General features: G+C 56.4%; 13 protein-coding genes. 6 read left to right on the top strand and 7 right to left on the bottom strand.

Features of this window, described 5'->3' with window-relative positions; genetic code table 11:
• Positions 1 to 3 precede the first annotated feature (3 nt).
• Positions 4 to 900, bottom strand: a complete 897-nt coding sequence (gene yihG / locus IEX86_RS17330; RefSeq protein ID WP_188867395.1) for a 1-acylglycerol-3-phosphate O-acyltransferase, YihG family — start codon at positions 898 to 900, stop codon at positions 4 to 6.
• Between the two features lie 131 nt (positions 901 to 1,031).
• Between yihG and IEX86_RS17325 the strand changes: the two genes are divergently transcribed.
• Positions 1,032 to 2,204 (top strand): HD-GYP domain-containing protein, encoded by a 1,173-nt coding sequence (locus IEX86_RS17325; protein WP_188867394.1) that lies wholly within the window; start codon positions 1,032 to 1,034, stop codon positions 2,202 to 2,204.
• Between the two features lie 49 nt (positions 2,205 to 2,253).
• The gene (rloA2, locus tag IEX86_RS17320) at positions 2,254 to 2,766 is read left to right on the top strand and encodes a retropepsin-like aspartic peptidase RloA2 (RefSeq protein WP_188867393.1); all 513 of its coding nucleotides are present in this window, start codon (positions 2,254 to 2,256) and stop codon (positions 2,764 to 2,766) included.
• A gap of 45 nt (positions 2,767 to 2,811) precedes the next feature.
• On the opposite strand, the gene IEX86_RS17315 is transcribed toward rloA2, so the two are convergent.
• From IEX86_RS17315 to IEX86_RS17300, 4 genes are all read right to left on the bottom strand, one after another.
• Complete coding sequence (locus IEX86_RS17315; protein WP_188867392.1) at positions 2,812 to 3,435, bottom strand: glutathione S-transferase; 624 nt, start codon at positions 3,433 to 3,435, stop codon at positions 2,812 to 2,814.
• A gap of 171 nt (positions 3,436 to 3,606) precedes the next feature.
• Positions 3,607 to 6,039, bottom strand: a complete 2,433-nt coding sequence (locus IEX86_RS17310; protein ID WP_373290459.1) for a TonB-dependent siderophore receptor — start codon at positions 6,037 to 6,039, stop codon at positions 3,607 to 3,609.
• Positions 6,040 to 6,179: 140 nt separating this feature from the next.
• Positions 6,180 to 7,163, bottom strand: coding sequence for a FecR family protein (locus IEX86_RS17305; protein WP_188867391.1), 984 nt, complete (start codon positions 7,161 to 7,163; stop codon positions 6,180 to 6,182).
• Positions 7,130 to 7,648 (bottom strand): sigma-70 family RNA polymerase sigma factor, encoded by a 519-nt coding sequence (locus IEX86_RS17300; protein ID WP_188867390.1) that lies wholly within the window; start codon positions 7,646 to 7,648, stop codon positions 7,130 to 7,132. The genes IEX86_RS17305 and IEX86_RS17300 overlap by 34 nt, the downstream gene beginning before the upstream one ends.
• Before the next feature lie 344 nt (positions 7,649 to 7,992).
• Here IEX86_RS17300 and IEX86_RS17295 point away from each other — a divergent pair, with 344 nt between their 5' ends.
• From IEX86_RS17295 to IEX86_RS17280, 4 genes are all read left to right on the top strand, one after another.
• Entirely contained in the window at positions 7,993 to 9,711 is a 1,719-nt protein-coding gene (locus IEX86_RS17295; RefSeq protein WP_188867389.1) for an OPT family oligopeptide transporter, read from the top strand.
• Positions 9,712 to 9,912: 201 nt separating this feature from the next.
• On the top strand, positions 9,913 to 10,362 hold the full coding sequence (locus IEX86_RS17290) for a FecR family protein (protein ID WP_188867388.1): 450 nt from the start codon (positions 9,913 to 9,915) through the stop codon (positions 10,360 to 10,362).
• The gene (locus tag IEX86_RS17285; protein ID WP_188867387.1) at positions 10,355 to 10,951 is read left to right on the top strand and encodes an OmpA family protein; all 597 of its coding nucleotides are present in this window, start codon (positions 10,355 to 10,357) and stop codon (positions 10,949 to 10,951) included. The genes IEX86_RS17290 and IEX86_RS17285 overlap by 8 nt, the downstream gene beginning before the upstream one ends.
• Positions 10,952 to 11,103: 152 nt before the next feature.
• Positions 11,104 to 11,934, top strand: coding sequence for an amidohydrolase family protein (locus tag IEX86_RS17280; RefSeq protein ID WP_188867386.1), 831 nt, complete (start codon positions 11,104 to 11,106; stop codon positions 11,932 to 11,934).
• Between the two features lie 108 nt (positions 11,935 to 12,042).
• Here the strand turns inward: IEX86_RS17280 and IEX86_RS17275 are convergent, their stop codons facing one another.
• Both IEX86_RS17275 and IEX86_RS17270 read right to left on the bottom strand, forming a co-directional pair.
• Entirely contained in the window at positions 12,043 to 13,383 is a 1,341-nt protein-coding gene (locus IEX86_RS17275) for a leucine-rich repeat-containing protein kinase family protein (protein WP_188867385.1), read from the bottom strand.
• Between the two features lie 229 nt (positions 13,384 to 13,612).
• A complete protein-coding gene (locus tag IEX86_RS17270) occupies positions 13,613 to 14,515 on the bottom strand; it encodes a LysR family transcriptional regulator (protein ID WP_188867384.1) in 903 nt (300 codons plus the stop codon).
• Positions 14,516 to 14,525: the final 10 nt, after the last annotated feature.

Raw genomic sequence — 14,525 nt, 5'->3', positions numbered from 1 at the left:
GGGTTACTCCTGGCGCATTTCTTTTTGCAGCGTTTCGATCCGCTGATCTTTTTCGGCCCATAGCCTGCCGACCCATTGCTGAACGTGCTCCCGAAAGAGGGGATCGTTCTGATAGTCGCCTTCACACAGTGAAGGGTCCAGTGGAAGCGTCCGTATATCTACAATGACGCGCCTTACCTGGCCGCTAAGCAAAGCCCAGAAGCCGGGAATTTTCTCATCGGCATAGATGATTGTGACGTCCAGGATGGCATCGAGCTGCTTGCCCAGTGAGGCCAGCACGAACGCGACGCCGCCTGCTTTAGGTTTGAGCAGATGGCGATAGGGCGATTGCTGCTGAGCCTGTTTGGCGGGCGTAAAGCGCGTACCTTCCAGATAGTTGACGACCGTAACAGGCTGGTCGCGAAACTTCTCGCAGGCCCTGCGGGTGATTTCCAGATCGATCCCCTTGAGTTCTGGCCGCTTTTCCAATGTGGCCTTTGAGTAGCGCTTCATGAAAGGATAGTCCAGCGCCCAGAATGCCAGGCCGAGAAAGGGAACCCAGATCAGCTCTTTTTTCAGGAAAAACTTGAAGTAGGGTGAGCGGCGATTGAAGGTCTGTACAAGGGCCGGAATATCAACCCAGGACTGATGATTGGAGATGATGAGATAGGAACGATCCTTACGCAGGTTTTCGTCGCCTCGTATGTCCCAAACCGTAGGTGTGCAAAGCGCAAAAATACGCTTGTCGATTTCTGCCCAGGTTTCTGCAATGGTCATGACCCCCCGTGAACAGGCATCTCGCCATGGCTTATAGGGAAAAAGCAGCTTGAGTAGTGCAATCAACATCAAGGGGATGATCAGGATAATCGTATTAATCAAGAGCAGGATGCTGCTTGTCAGCCCGACAATCAGATGACGCATAAATTCTCCCTAGGTACTATTCTTCTCGTTAGCGCCATAAACACACTGAGCCTCTACTGGGCCGCTTAGGCAGCAATGGCGTCTAGTCTATGGATTATCTAGAACACCGATAACGGCTGTAGTTGTTCATTATGCTTAAGCGTATTCCTGTTTCGCAGGCCCGTCTGGGTATGTATGTAAACGAGTTTTGTGCCCCGTGGGTAGATCACCCTTTCTGGAAAGGGGACTTTCTCATTCGTTCGCCGAGTGAGCTGCAGCGTATTCTTGAGAGTGATATCGAGGGGTTATGGATCGATATTGCTAAGGGGGTCGACGTCGATCCTGCCCAGGCAGAAGGCCCTTCAAAAGTACGTAGCCCCGTGGCCGTCGTTCAGGTCGAAATGGCCGAGGAAATAGAGCGGGCCAAGGTGCTCTGTGACAGCGCCAAGGCCGCAGTCAAGGGTATGCTCGAAGATGCGCGGATGGGCCAGGTTGTCGAGATGGGCAACGCCGCTGGCCTGGTTGAGGAAATTTCCGATTCGGTTCTGCGCCATCCTAATGCGTTGATCAGCCTGGCACGACTCAAAACCTCTGACGAGTACACTTATCTGCATTCCGTAGCGGTGTCGGCCCTGATGATTGCTGTGGCCCGAACACTGGGTTTGGATGAAGCCACGGCGCGGCAGGCGGGGCTGGCCGGTTTGCTTCATGATGTTGGCAAGATGTCGATGCCGCTGGATGTACTCAACAAGCCGGGCAAGCTGACGGACGAAGAGTTCGAAATCATGCGGGGCCACCCAAGGGCCGGTGAGCAAATTCTCAGGGCGTGGCAGGCAGATGAAATAGCAATCGATGTTTGTCTGCATCACCATGAGAAATACGATGGTAACGGCTACCCGGATAGACTGCTGGGTGAACAGATCAGTCTGATGTCTCGCATCGCCACTGTGTGTGACGTGTATGACGCGGTGACGTCGGATCGCCCCTATAAAATGGGCTGGGATCCGGCCGAGTCGGTCAAGCGCATGGCGGAGTGGAAAGGGCATTTCGATCCACACATCTTTCAAGCGTTTGTTAAAGCCGTTGGCATCTACCCGGTCGGTTCGCTGGTTAGGCTAGAGAGCGAGCGACTCGCCGTTGTAATGGAGCAAAATCCCAAGTCACTGCTAACGCCCACCGTAAAAGTGTTTTATGACGCAAGGCATAAGGAGCCGATTAGGCATGAGGTGATCGATCTGCCACGCCGGAAGGGGTATGACCGTATCATCAGCCGTGAGTCGCCAGAGGCATGGGGTTTCGATAATCTCAGTACATTGTGGACATAGCGACCCTGGCGCGGGAGACTTCAATTAATGATCCTGCCGGAGTAGTTGAGTGAAACGTTTTTTATCCCTGTTAGGCCTTTTAAGCCTGCCGTTGCTCGCAACAGCCGAGCCTACCCTTTATGGTCGCTATGAGACGTTCCGCCTTCCGGAGCTGGGTGTATCCCTGCCGGCCAAGATGGATACAGGCGCCTGGACAGCCTCGTTGTCGGCCAAGGACATCAAGACGTTCGAGCGTGATGGCGACCAGTGGGTAAGTTTCCGCCTGGCAACGGAAAAGGCGAACGATACGACATTCGAGCACCGCTTGGCGCGAATCAGCAAGATCAAAAGTCGTTCGGATGAAGGCGATGAGGAGGGGGACGACGAAGCGCCGTCCAGCGCCCAGCGTCCGGTGATCGAGATGGAGGTGTGCGTAGGGGATGTATCCCGCACCATCGAAGTCAACCTGACGGACCGCAGTCATTTCCGCTATCCGCTGCTGATCGGCGCCAAGGCATTACGCAAGCTGGATGCAGCGGTTGACCCCAGGGAAAAGTACGTGTCTGGGTCGCCTCGCTGCTAAAACCGAGAGGGTGAGGCGCCAAGTAATGCTGGCGCCTCGGAAAAGTTAGCGTGCCTCGGGGCGGGTCGCCTGCATCGAGGGGCGCTGATCCGCCTCGGTATACCAGGCGGCCAGCTTGGGGTATTCGCCACGCCAGTGCCAATTGGCTACACGCAAGTCCAGATAACCCAATAGACAGGCCAGTCCGATACAGGCCATATCAAAGTGCCCTTCAAGCTCGGGTAGGGCCGTTTGCTCGAAGTAATCCAGCGAGCGCGCAATCTTCTCATGCTGATTGTCCAGCCAAAGCTTCCACTGCAAGCCTTGTGGCCGCATGAAGGTTTCATAGCGGATCTGCACGGCTGATTCAGTCATGGCATCGGCCAAAGAGGCCAGCGTCATGCGCCGCCAACGCTCAGGCCCATGATGAGGAATCATAGGGGTGTGCTGATGCAGCGTGTCCAGGTAATCCAGAATGACGCGGCTGTCATGCAGGGTGGTGCCATCTTCCAGGCGCAGTGCCGGAATCTTGCCGGACGGGTTGGCATCGATGACATCACGGTTAGGGTTGAGGGGCGTTTGCTGGACGATCTCCAGCTCGACCTGCTCGATCAGGTCGGTCTCGTGCAGCATCACGACGACCTTGCGGCCGAATGGGGATGCAGGGGTGTGATAGAGGATCATCGACATCACGCACTCTCTTCATCAAAAGCTTAACGAAAGCTGAACCGTGATCGTCCGCGATGCACGGGCTGTTATGCAAGCGTTCTGCGTGATCAATGCTACTAGTGTCGAATCATCAGGTCTCTTCCTGATGGACAAAAGCCGGCTGCAGGCCGGCTTTGTCACAGCGCTAAGCGATTACCACTTGTAGGTGACGTTGGCGATCACGCTACGTTGGTCGCCGTAGTAGCAGTAATAACCATCACAGGTAGAAATATAGTCCTTGTTGAACAGGTTGGTGGCATTCACGCCTACGGAGGCGCCTTTCAGGCGGCTGTCGAGGCGGCCCAAGTCATAGTGCGCGGCAGCGTCATATAGGGTGTAGGAGCCGGCATAGCCTTCCGGCTTATTACCTCTATCACCATATGTATCGCCTACGTAGCGAACGCCAGCGCCTATGCCGAAGCCGTCTAAGAGGCCTGTGTTCCAAGTGTAGTCAGCCCAGAGCGCGGCTTGGTGTTCAGGGATGAGCTGCAGGCGCTTGTCGTTGTATAGCGGGTCACGTACATCCGTGTGAGTATATGAGTAAGCTGCAATGAGCTTTAGATTTGCCGTTAGATTTGAGGTGGCTTCTAGCTCCACACCGCGTACCTTAACTTTCCCAACTTGCGACTGAGCCCCACCAACCAAGTTGGATGTTTTGACATTCTCTTGAGTCAACTCATAGATGGCCGCTGTGAGTAAAGTATCTGACCCAATAGGCTGATATTTCACACCAAGTTCGTACTGCTTACCCTCCGTGGGCTTGAGTGGCTCATTGGTATCTATATCTGCACCAGTACTGGGCTGAAAAGACTCTGAATAGGAAATATAAGGTGCTATTCCAGAGTCGAAGATGTAACTCAGGGACGCATTACCGGTAAACGCTGTGTCGCTGTGTTTGGGGTGGGCACCGTTTGCTAAAGCGGTGTAGAACTGAGTATCAGTGGTAACCCAGTCCTTACGTCCGCCCAGGGTAAGGCGCCAGCGATCAAGAGCGATCTGATCCTGAATGTAAAGACCAGTCTGGTGAATCTTCTGGTCATAGTCGTAATATGCTGCTGATCGCGCTGGTTTATCGATAGGCAGGCCATACACGGGGTTATGAATATTGCTCGCAGGCGCAGATCCAAAAATGGAGGTGTAGTTATTGTTGGAGCGCTGGTAGTCCAGGCCTAGAAGCAGCGTATGCTGCAGGTTGCCTGTGTTGAAGTCCCCTTGGAAATTGTTATCGATAGCGAACTGGCTGATATCCTCATTTACAGACGTAGTGCTACGTTGCAAGGTGCCGTCAGCCAAAACGGTTGGGATTGTCGTATTGTCGTCTACATACAGGCCAGGATAAGCCGCCGGTGTGATTGTCCGAAACGACAGATCGCTCTTGGTATAACGTGCGTTCTGGCGGAACTGCCAGACATCGTTTAGACGGTGATCGAACGCATATCCAAGAGAGTAGTAGGTTCGATCGTAGTGTTCCCAATCCGGATCGCCCAAATTCTTGTGGTGGGAAACCTTGCCCCACGGGCCATCAATTTTGGTGCCTTGGAGGGGCAGGAACTGACTGGTCGTTCCCGTATCATCGCGCGTGTATTGCGACAGAAGCGTCAGGTGTGTGTCATCGTCGATGTTCCAGGTGATGCTTGGCGCGATGTTGTAGCGTTTGTTTTCGATGTGATCAATCTGCGTATCGCTGTCGCGGACTACACCGCTCACGCGGTAGAGCACATTGGCATTTTCATCAATTGCACCCGTCGTATCGAAATTAATCTGGCGATGATTGTCGCTACCGACCTCTGCGCGTACCTCATGGCTGGTCTCCGCCTGAGGGCGAAGGCTAACCATATCGATCAGGCCGCCGGGTGGCGTCTGCCCATAGATGGAGGACGCCGGGCCGCGCAGGAGGGTCAGGCGTTCAAGGTTCCAGGTTTCAGGCTTGGGGTCGACATAGACGCCATCTGGCAAGCGCAGCCCGTCGAGAAAGCGGGTCGGCTCAAAGCCTCGTACACGTAGCCAGTCGGCACGGGTATCGCTGCCGTAACTACTGGCCACGATGCCTGGCATGTAGCGCACGGCATCATCAATGTTGTGTACGGCGCGGTCGCGCATTTGCTCACGGGTTGCAACCGACATGGAGCGAGCCGTTTCCAGGATCGGCGTATCGGTCTTTGTGCCAGAGGCTGAGCGCGTAGCTACATAGCCTTCAGCAGGTCCCCAGGCATTTTCCAGCTCACCGGCCGTAATGGTGGTGGCTGCCATGCTCAGTGTTTCGCTTTGTACCGGCAATGTGCGTACGGTATAGACGCCAGGTTCGCGCTCGGTCAGTTCAAGTCCAGTGCCGCGTAAGGCTTCACGCAGGGCTTCGGTTGCTTCGTAGCGGCCGTTAACCGGGCTGGAGGTGCGACCGGAAGCCATCGACGGGTCAAGGCTGAGGGTTAGGCCCGCCTCGCTGGCAATGCGGTTGAGCGTGCTGGCCAAGGGCGCAGCAGGCAGTTGATAGGCTCGTTCAGTCGTGGCTGTTTGGGCATGGACTAACGTGACGTGGCCTAAGACAAGTGCAGCGGCAAGCAAGGATGGACGGAACAGCGACGACATGGCTCTCTCCAAGAGGCGAATGCGAATTCGTTTCATTGCCGAATGAGAATGGCAAAGTGATAGAGCTGTCTTGGAATATTTTCGAATAAGGGAAATAGAAAAATGAGCAAAAGAGGGAAGCCACACCCAAGCCCTGGCAGTTAGCGAGGCTTTACGGCTAGCCACCAGCGTGTATGTTGCTCTACTCGTATGGGGGTATTGAGCGCAAGGGCGCGTAGGGCCTGGTCGGCATCATGCAGAGGAAAGGTCCCGGTAACACGCAGTTTCGCAATGGCAGGATCCACGGTAATCAGCCCGGTGCGCTCACGGCTCAGGGCGGCCACGACATCACCCAGAGGCTGATTATCGACCACCAGCATCCCATGGACCCATGCATCAGCGCTTGCCGGAGCGTTTTTAAGCTCATCCAGCCGGTCCGCCATCATGAGCACTTGCTCGCCTTGAGGAATAACAGCTTCGGCAAGACCAAAGCGCGGCTGTGCGGCCACCGCGGATTGCAATACTGTCAGCCGCGAGCCGCGTGACTCCTCTTCCACAAGAAAGCGGGTACCCAGCGCGCGTAGCCGTCCAGCCTGGGTTTGGACTATAAAGGGGCGGCTGGTGGTGTCATGTCCGGTTTCAATAAAGGCTTCCCCGGCCAAAAGGATCACCCGACGTTCCTCTTCATCGAAGCGAACATCCAGAGCGCTGCGGCTGCCGAGGACGATACGCGTGTGATCCGGCAGCATCAGGGTGCGCTGCTCGCCAGTGGGGGTCACGTTATCAGCAAAGACATAACGAACCGGAATGTAACGATCAATAGCAACCAAGCCCAGAACACCGGCAAAGGCGACGGCCAGAGCGCTTTGGCCCAGGCGTCGACGTCCATTGGACGGCGGTCTTAACAAGGCAGTTCGTGCCGCGGGTTGCTCGGCAATACGCAGGCGCTGGTTAATGCCGTTCAGCTGTTCCCAGGCGCGACGATGCTCGGCGTGTTCTGCAAGCCAGGTCTGCAAGGCACTTAGCTCATCCTGACTGGCTTCCCCCATTTCCAGGCGCACTTGCCAGTCTATGGCCTGATCCAGAACCTGGCGGCTTACAGGTCTTACATTCACACCGGTTCCCCGTAGAGGGCTATATAGCATTGCTGCAGCCCCTGAGCGATGTATTGGCGAACCCGTGGAACCGATACGCCCAGTCGCTGGGCAATTTCAGGGTGGGTGAGGCCATCGAGGCGACTATAGAGAAATGCCGCCCGCGCCTTGCTAGAAAGTTTGCCAAGCAGACGATCAAGCTCGGCCAGTGCTTCGGTGATCATCGCCAGTTCTTCGGCAGAGGGGTAATGCTCATCGCCCAGAGTGGAGAGGGCTTCAAGGTAGCTGCGTTCAAGACTGGCACGGCGATAATGATCGATCAGAAGACCTTTGGCGATCTGGGTCAGGAAGGCTCGAGGCTCACGCATGGTTGGCAACTCAGGCTTGGCCAGTAGCCGTACGAATGTGTCCTGCCGCAGGTCTTCCGCGCGCTGGATGCACCCTGTTTGCCTGCGTAGCCATCCCGTCAGCCAGTCACCATGGTTGCGGTACAGCACGTTTAACTCAGGAGCTGTTTTTATTTCGCCCGTTGCCATGAACCTTTCCATAAATGGAAAAATGAGAACCGTTCTCACATATTCTAAAGACAGGGCGAGCTGCGGTAAAGGCCCTCGAAAAGCATTGATCTTGCCTGGAACGAGACGTTTTAACAGGCTAATCAGCGAAGGGAGGAAGCCCCTGAATGCCAATTTAGGAAAAGCAGGGACCTTGACTGATTTTTCATGGTCGTTGTTTTAAGCGCTTCGCCGGTTACGAGGGACGAAGTGCTACACACCCTCATCGAATAAAAAGGATCTGGTGTGATTGCTTTGATATCTCCTTCTAGTGACGGTTTCGCTACCCGTACTGACCAGCCCATGAGCTTGTCCAGGGGCGGCCTATGAAAGTGGAACGCGAGCTTAGTCTGCGCGCCGTATTGACTGGCCTGGTGTTGGGTATTGTATTAACCCCATCCAATGTCTACGCGGGGCTCAAGATCGGCTGGTCGTTCAATATGTCGATCATTGCGCTCTTGATCGGCTTTAGTTTCTGGCAGGGGCTTGCCAGCCGCTCGCGAAGCTGTCCTGCTTGGACCATACATGAGAGCAATATCAACCAGACCGTTGCGTCTGCTGCCGCGTCCATTATTTCGGGTGGTCTGGTTGCGCCAATTCCTGCTTATACACTGCTAACCGGTGAACAATTGCAAGCCGGTCCAATGATGGCCTGGGTATTTTCAGTCAGCTTTCTGGGAATCTGGATCGCCTGGTATCTACGGCCTTCGCTCATTGCCGACAACAACCTCAAGTTTCCCGAAGGCATGGCAACGCTGGAAACCATGACCCATATCTACAACCATGGGCAGGAAGCCATGCGCCGCCTATGGGTGCTCATTGGGGCGGCTGTTTTTTCCGGGCTGGTCAAAGCGGTCGATACCTTCTACTGGGCCTTTCCACGGTGGTCACCTACGGCTCACCTGGAGCGGCTGACCTTTACCTTCGACCCGTCGCTACTGCTGGTCGGCTTTGGCGGCATTATCGGGCTTCGTGTCGGGCTGACGCTTCTATTGGGCGCTGCTTTAACCTGGGGTGGCATAGCGCCCTGGCTGCTGGCACAAGGCTTGGTGGAGCTTCCGCCTGGCAGCGAAGGGCCGCAGTTTGCGGTGCTTGTAGAATGGCTCTTATGGCCAGGGGTGACCATCATGGTGATCTCTACCTTGGCATCTCTAGCCTTGCGCATAGTGCAGGTACGAAACGTTGGTAAATCCGCCTCTACGGGCACGTCCGTTGTCTGGCAGCGGCCTAAGCTCGGTCCGCTGGCAGGATTGGCGGTCGCCATTGGGTTGATCGTGACGCTACAAGCGGCCCTGTTTGGTATTAACTGGCTCATGGCCCTGCTGACCATTCCACTCGCGCTGTGTCTGGCGGCTGTGGCTGCACGCGTCGTAGGAGCAACCGGCATCCCTCCTATTGGTGCCATCGGGCAACTGTCTCAGTTGGGCTTTGGTATCGTGGCGCCGGGGCAGGTGCCAATCAATCTGATGAGTGCCAATACTGCGGGTGGCGCTGCCGGGCAGTGCACGGATCTGATGAACGATTTCAAGGTGGGCCATGCTATTGGGGCAACGCCAGCCAAGCAGGTGATCGCCCAATGCCTGGGCATTGCAATAGGCAGTGTCGTGGGGGTGCTGGTCTATCAGACGCTGATTCCCGACCCCCAGACCATGCTGCTGACTGAGGAGTGGCCTGCGCCCGCTGTGGCTACCTGGAAGGCCGTGGCGCAGACGCTGACATCAGGGTTGGACTCGCTTTCAACCAGTATCCGGTGGGCCATGCTCATTGCTGCCGTAGTCGGGCTGGTTCTGGGAATATTAGATGCCTGCGCGAAAGCTCGCTTGGCCCGCTATCTGCCCAGTGCAGCCGCGCTGGGGTTAGCGTTCATCCTGCCAGCCTCGATTTCCCTGATGATGGCCTTGGGCGCAATCCTGACCTGGGCTGCCAGCTTGCGCTGGCGTAGTTTGACAGAGCGCTTTGCTATTGCGGCAGCGGCAGGGCTGATCGCAGGCGAAAGCATCACAGGCATTGGCGCCTCGCTGTGGCAGCTGCTGCAAAATCTGTAATACCTGTCAGGCATTAAATGAGAGTTGGTATCTGACAGTTTGGACTCCATCGCAATTTTGTCCCGATCACCCGCACGTTTTGAACTAACGTAACGGTTATCGGTATGTATACAGCGATTGCACGGAACGCTCAGGGAAACGGAGCAGAGAAAGGACGCCAGGGCGAGGCGTGGTGCGATACGGACTTCAAGGTCAGCGCTCATGAAAAAGAATGCGTGGCTCTTTCTCTGCCTCTCGGGACTTCTGGCGGCATTGCCTGCCCACGGTGCCTCCAAGCCGGTGGGGTATGTCATGACCGTACAGGGTAACGTGACCACTACGCTCAAGGGGACGCCTACTGTGATCAAGGTAGGCACGCCAGTGAGTGTGGGTACCACTTTCGAAACCGGGGAAAATGGCTCCTTCGGGATTACGCTTGAGGATGGCTCCGTCATGTCATTCGGGCCGCAGTCAACGTTCACGCTCGAAGCTTTCCAATTTGCTCCTGCCAAGGGTGCCTTGAAGCTGGCCGCCAGCCTCAAGCGAGGTACATTGAATTACGTGGCAGGGACCATTGCCAGGCTCAAACCCGAGGCGGTCGAGATCCTGACACCTAACGGAACCATTGCCTCCCGCAGCGCCCAGTTTATGGCCAAGATCGACCATGAGTGAGGCGTTTCGCCGGGGCGTCTGGCTTTTGTTTGCGGTCTGGCTGACGGGATGCAGCTCCAAGTCCTATGTGGTCCTGGTGGATAGCCCTTATGGCGAGACGCGGGACGTCACGGTCACTACGCCAACAGGCACGACTCAGATCGACAGGACCCAGCAGGCCGTCAGCCTCGACAAACAGGCTCCCGGACGAACCTTTACCCTGCCTCCCAAGCAGATCCTGATGGATTTTACTCCGGCCCTGGCGGCCCAGCCGACGCTGCCGGTGTATTACACGCTGTATTTTGATGGTGCCAGCAATCGGCTTACTAACGCGTCGCAAGAAACCTTGCAGCGTATTCTCGCTACGCTGCGTAAACGCACACCCGCAGCCGTCTCTGTTATCGGGCATACCGACACCCTGGGCAGTGCCTCAATCAATGAAAAAGTGGGCCTGCAACGTGCCCAGCTTATTGCCCGCCAGTTACAGGCCCGGCATCTTGATCTGCTGGAGTTGACGGTTGCCTCTCATGGTGAAGAGAACCTCCTTATCAAGACCCCGCCCAATACGGCGGAACTGCGCAATCGCCGCGTGGAAGTCATTATTCGTTAAGAGTCACCGCCTGTCCTGAACCGGCTGCGGGTTCGCCAGTCTTAGCTGTACGAGTAAGGCTAGCCGGGTCTGATCGGCAGTGTTTGCCATGTCTGCTCGGCCGCCACCCTTGCTTATCAGACCGCACGCCACGCTACCGAAAAGGAGCTGCAGTGAGCATTTACGGCGAGTATAAGATCGACTGCCATACCTACCTGTTAGAACCCACCCGCTTTCCTCTTTCTGATAACGCTGCTTATACCCCTGTTGCACAGGAAGTAGGGACTGCAACGCAGCTTCAGCATGTATTCAATGCCTATGGGGTCCGCCATGCCCTTGTCATAACGCCACCTTCGGTCTATGGCTCGGACAATCGCTGTTTATTGGATGCGCTCTCCCTGGGGTTCGGCCGGTGGAAGGGTATCGCCATGGTGGGCTCGCGTACCAGTACCCGTGAGCTTAAGCGACTCAAGGATGCGGGTGTCGTCGGTGTGTTGATCGATATGGCCTCGAATGGCATCTCGGCTGGCCTGAACGCTGAGGAGTTGTTCAACCAATTAGCGGATCTCGATATGGTCGCGCAGTTGCATATCGAGAAGGAGCAGTTGAGCGAGCTGATGCCGTTGATCGAGCGAACCCAGACCCGGCTCATCATTGATCATTGCGGCAAACCTGAGGTGGCTGCTGGCGTAGGGCAACCTGGTTTTCAGGCCTTACTGTCTCTGGCGGGAAGAGGGCGCGTCTATATCAAATTCTCCGGTCTTTCGCATTTCTCAGCAGAGTCCTACCCCTACGTCGATACTCACCCCTATGTTCAGGCGCTGCTTGAAACCTTTGGCCCGGAAGCCTGCTTGTGGGGATCGGACTGGCCCTTCCTGAACTCGCCCGAGCGTGTTGATTACGGACTCTTGCTCAAGCTCATCGAAAACTTGATCCCAAGCCCGGGCGCACGCCGACAAGTGCTCTGGGATACACCTCGCACGCTGTTTGGCTTCAAGTGGTAGCACGTGAGGGGTTCGGTTAACGCGGATCTGGCAAGAGCTTCAAGTACAAAGGCTGCCTATGCTCAAAGCCCTTTACCTACGTGGTAAGTGAAGGGCTTTTTATTTGGCTCAGTTCAATTGCTTACCCAACACTGCCAGTTGAGCATGCACTTCGCTCAAGCTCGGGCGAGCCAGTACGTCAGCGTCCAGGCAGCGCGCTTGCAAGCTCATCAGTGCCGTGTAGATAGCGCTCTCTTCAGGTGCAGGCTCGCAGCGTTCCAGCAGCTCTTCCAGCAAACAGCCAAATGCGCGCGTTTCGAGACGCTGCAACGCCTTCTGTTGCGTCGGATTGTCGGTTGGTAGGAAGGACGCGCCGCCAAAATCACCCAGCAGGGCATCACCTTGCTCCGTCCACAGGATATTGTGAGCGTACAGGTCGCCATGCACGATACCGTGTTCATGCAGGTGCTCAGTGGCCGAGGCAATGCCTTGGGCCATACGCAGTGCTACCCGCAGTGAGAAGCGTGTCTCGGCAGGGTAAACGTCACGGGTGCAGGTAGCAAAGCTGGGCGGGCCGGCCAGGTTCTGGAAGTGTGGATCAATCAACTGCATAACGAGGCCATCCGTACCGTCAGGATGGTTGACTAGCTTGCCCTCTACGTCGATCACGTTCGGGTGAGCGCCCACAGCAATCGAGGCAGCCATTTCGCTTTGCGGTGTACCGTCGCTGGTCATGCTGCCCTTGAACAGCTTGATCGCGACCGTCTTGGACTGACCCGTGGCCTGCCTCCACTGTGCCTGGTAGATCAGGCCCGAGGCGCCTTCGCCCAGCTTGTGCTGAAGCGTAAGGTTGTTCCAGTCGATCCGGTTGATAGCCGCGCCGGGCGAAACATTGGCTGTTTCTCGCGCCTCGCTCAGCGGGTTGTCGGCATAGGCGAGCCACGTCAGACGGGGCAGCGCCAGCAGCCAATCCGGCAAGGCGGCGAAGCGGTTGGAGGAGATGCGGAGCAGTTCCAGCATGTGGCAGCTGGTCATCGAATCGGGAAGCGCTTGCAAGCGATTGCCTGCGAGCATGAGCTTTTGCATGCGGCTGCACAGGCCTAGCGTGTCGGGCAGCGTTTCAATCCGATTGTTGGTCAGGATCAACCAGCGCAGCGCGGGTGAAAGTGCAGCGGCTGGTACATGAGCGATCTGGTTGGCCTTGAAGCCGACCATGCTCAGTTGCGGGCACTCGGCTAACACTTCAGGCAGGTGGGTAAATGGGTTGTCGGAACAGAACAGGATACGCAGCTTCTTGAGCCGACCCAGATCGTCTGGCAGCTGGCTCAGTTGGTTGCCGGAGAGATTCAGTATCTCCAGGGAGTCAGCCAGTTCGAAGATTTCGCGGGGAAACTCTGTGAGCCCGCACGACAGGTCCAGTCGCTTCGTACCGGCCAGCTTGCCCGTTCGCAAATCCGAGAGTGTGTCCATGACAGTGTTCCAATCCTGAGGTAGAAGCCATTTTGACACAGTGTGTAGCGAGTCACTGTGCATCCCGGCGTCTTTGGGCCGGGCCGGCGTAAGTAAGTGGCTCAAACAGAGGCGTTAAAAGCTATTTGGTTCAGGGTAAACCGTGAAAGTGTGATAGCGGTTGGCTGCACGGCTATGGTGAATCGCTAACAGACAGAATGACCATGGCATAAAGGCGGTATTACACGCTTCAGAGATCCGCAGTAAACCGAAGCAGCCCTTGTCGCTTGAGTTTCAGGGCGATCTTGATAAATGCCTGCGTGGCGGGTGATGCCTGGCGTTCATCGAGCAGGGCCAGTCCGACGCTGCGCTTCACACGTGGGCGCAACGGCTTTTTTACATAGCCCACCTTTCCGCGCTCCGCCGGCAGCGCCAGCTCGGCCAGGATCGTCACGCCGTCGCCGCGCTCGACCATGGCTAGCGTACTGAGCAGCTGCGTGCTGTGGTAGCGCGTATTGGGGACCAGCTTGGCGGCATTGAACATATGAGCGACCAGATGCGCAGAGCCTGCTTCGGTCATGATGAAGGGGTCGGGGCAAAGCTCCTTGAGCGTGACGTCAGCTTTGCTGGCTAGTGCGTGGTGAATGGGCACCAGTGCAACCATCTGGTCTTCGGCAATAGGAAAGGTATCGAAGCGCTCGTCGGGCAGCACAACAAACCCTACATCAATGCGGCGGTCTTGTAGCCATTGGACGACCTCCCGGTCCCGTCCTTCATCGATATGCACTTCGATACCGGGGTACGCCTGGCGGTACGCATCCAGAATAAGCGGCAACAGCTTGACCGATGAGGTCGGACCAAAGGAGCCAATGCGTAGCGTTCCACGCTTCATGCCCCGCGCATCACCCGCTTCCTGACGCATCGTCTCAGCCAGCCCGAGAATCGAGCGTGCACGCAGGACAAGGCGTTCGCCCACGGCGGTCAGCTCCAGCGTCGACTGATGTCGATTGATCAGCTCAACGCCCAGTTCTGCCTCCAGTGCCTTGATTGCATGGGAGACGGCCGACTGGGTAATGGACAGCCGCGAAGCCGCCGAGGTAAAGCCCTTCAGCTCCGCCACGCGCACGAAAATTTCAAGCTGGGTGAAGGTCATGGAGCCTCGT

The sequence above is a fragment of the Pseudomonas asuensis genome (assembly GCF_014646755.1).
Classification (GTDB): Bacteria; Pseudomonadota; Gammaproteobacteria; order Pseudomonadales; family Pseudomonadaceae; genus Chryseomonas; species Chryseomonas asuensis.
Note: the sequence above shows the minus strand (reverse complement) of the source record. Positions and strands in the feature narration are given on the sequence as shown.

Bases quoted from the DNA above. Each gene is read 5' to 3' on its own strand.
- IEX86_RS17290 (WP_188867388.1), top strand. From the start codon at position 9,913: ATGAAAAAGAATGCGTGGCTCTTTCTCTGCCTCTCGGGACTTCTGGCG.
- IEX86_RS17315 (WP_188867392.1), bottom strand. From the start codon at position 3,435: ATGTCGATGATCCTCTATCACACCCCTGCATCCCCATTCGGCCGCAAG.
- IEX86_RS17325 (WP_188867394.1), top strand. From the start codon at position 1,032: ATGCTTAAGCGTATTCCTGTTTCGCAGGCCCGTCTGGGTATGTATGTA.
- yihG (WP_188867395.1), bottom strand. From the start codon at position 900: ATGCGTCATCTGATTGTCGGGCTGACAAGCAGCATCCTGCTCTTGATT.
- IEX86_RS17270 (WP_188867384.1), bottom strand. From the start codon at position 14,515: ATGACCTTCACCCAGCTTGAAATTTTCGTGCGCGTGGCGGAGCTGAAG.
- IEX86_RS17305 (WP_188867391.1), bottom strand. From the start codon at position 7,163: ATGCTATATAGCCCTCTACGGGGAACCGGTGTGAATGTAAGACCTGTA.
- IEX86_RS17275 (WP_188867385.1), bottom strand. From the start codon at position 13,383: ATGGACACACTCTCGGATTTGCGAACGGGCAAGCTGGCCGGTACGAAG.
- IEX86_RS17295 (WP_188867389.1), top strand. From the start codon at position 7,993: ATGAAAGTGGAACGCGAGCTTAGTCTGCGCGCCGTATTGACTGGCCTG.
- IEX86_RS17310 (WP_373290459.1), bottom strand. From the start codon at position 6,039: ATGTCGTCGCTGTTCCGTCCATCCTTGCTTGCCGCTGCACTTGTCTTA.
- IEX86_RS17300 (WP_188867390.1), bottom strand. From the start codon at position 7,648: ATGGCAACGGGCGAAATAAAAACAGCTCCTGAGTTAAACGTGCTGTAC.
- IEX86_RS17285 (WP_188867387.1), top strand. From the start codon at position 10,355: ATGAGTGAGGCGTTTCGCCGGGGCGTCTGGCTTTTGTTTGCGGTCTGG.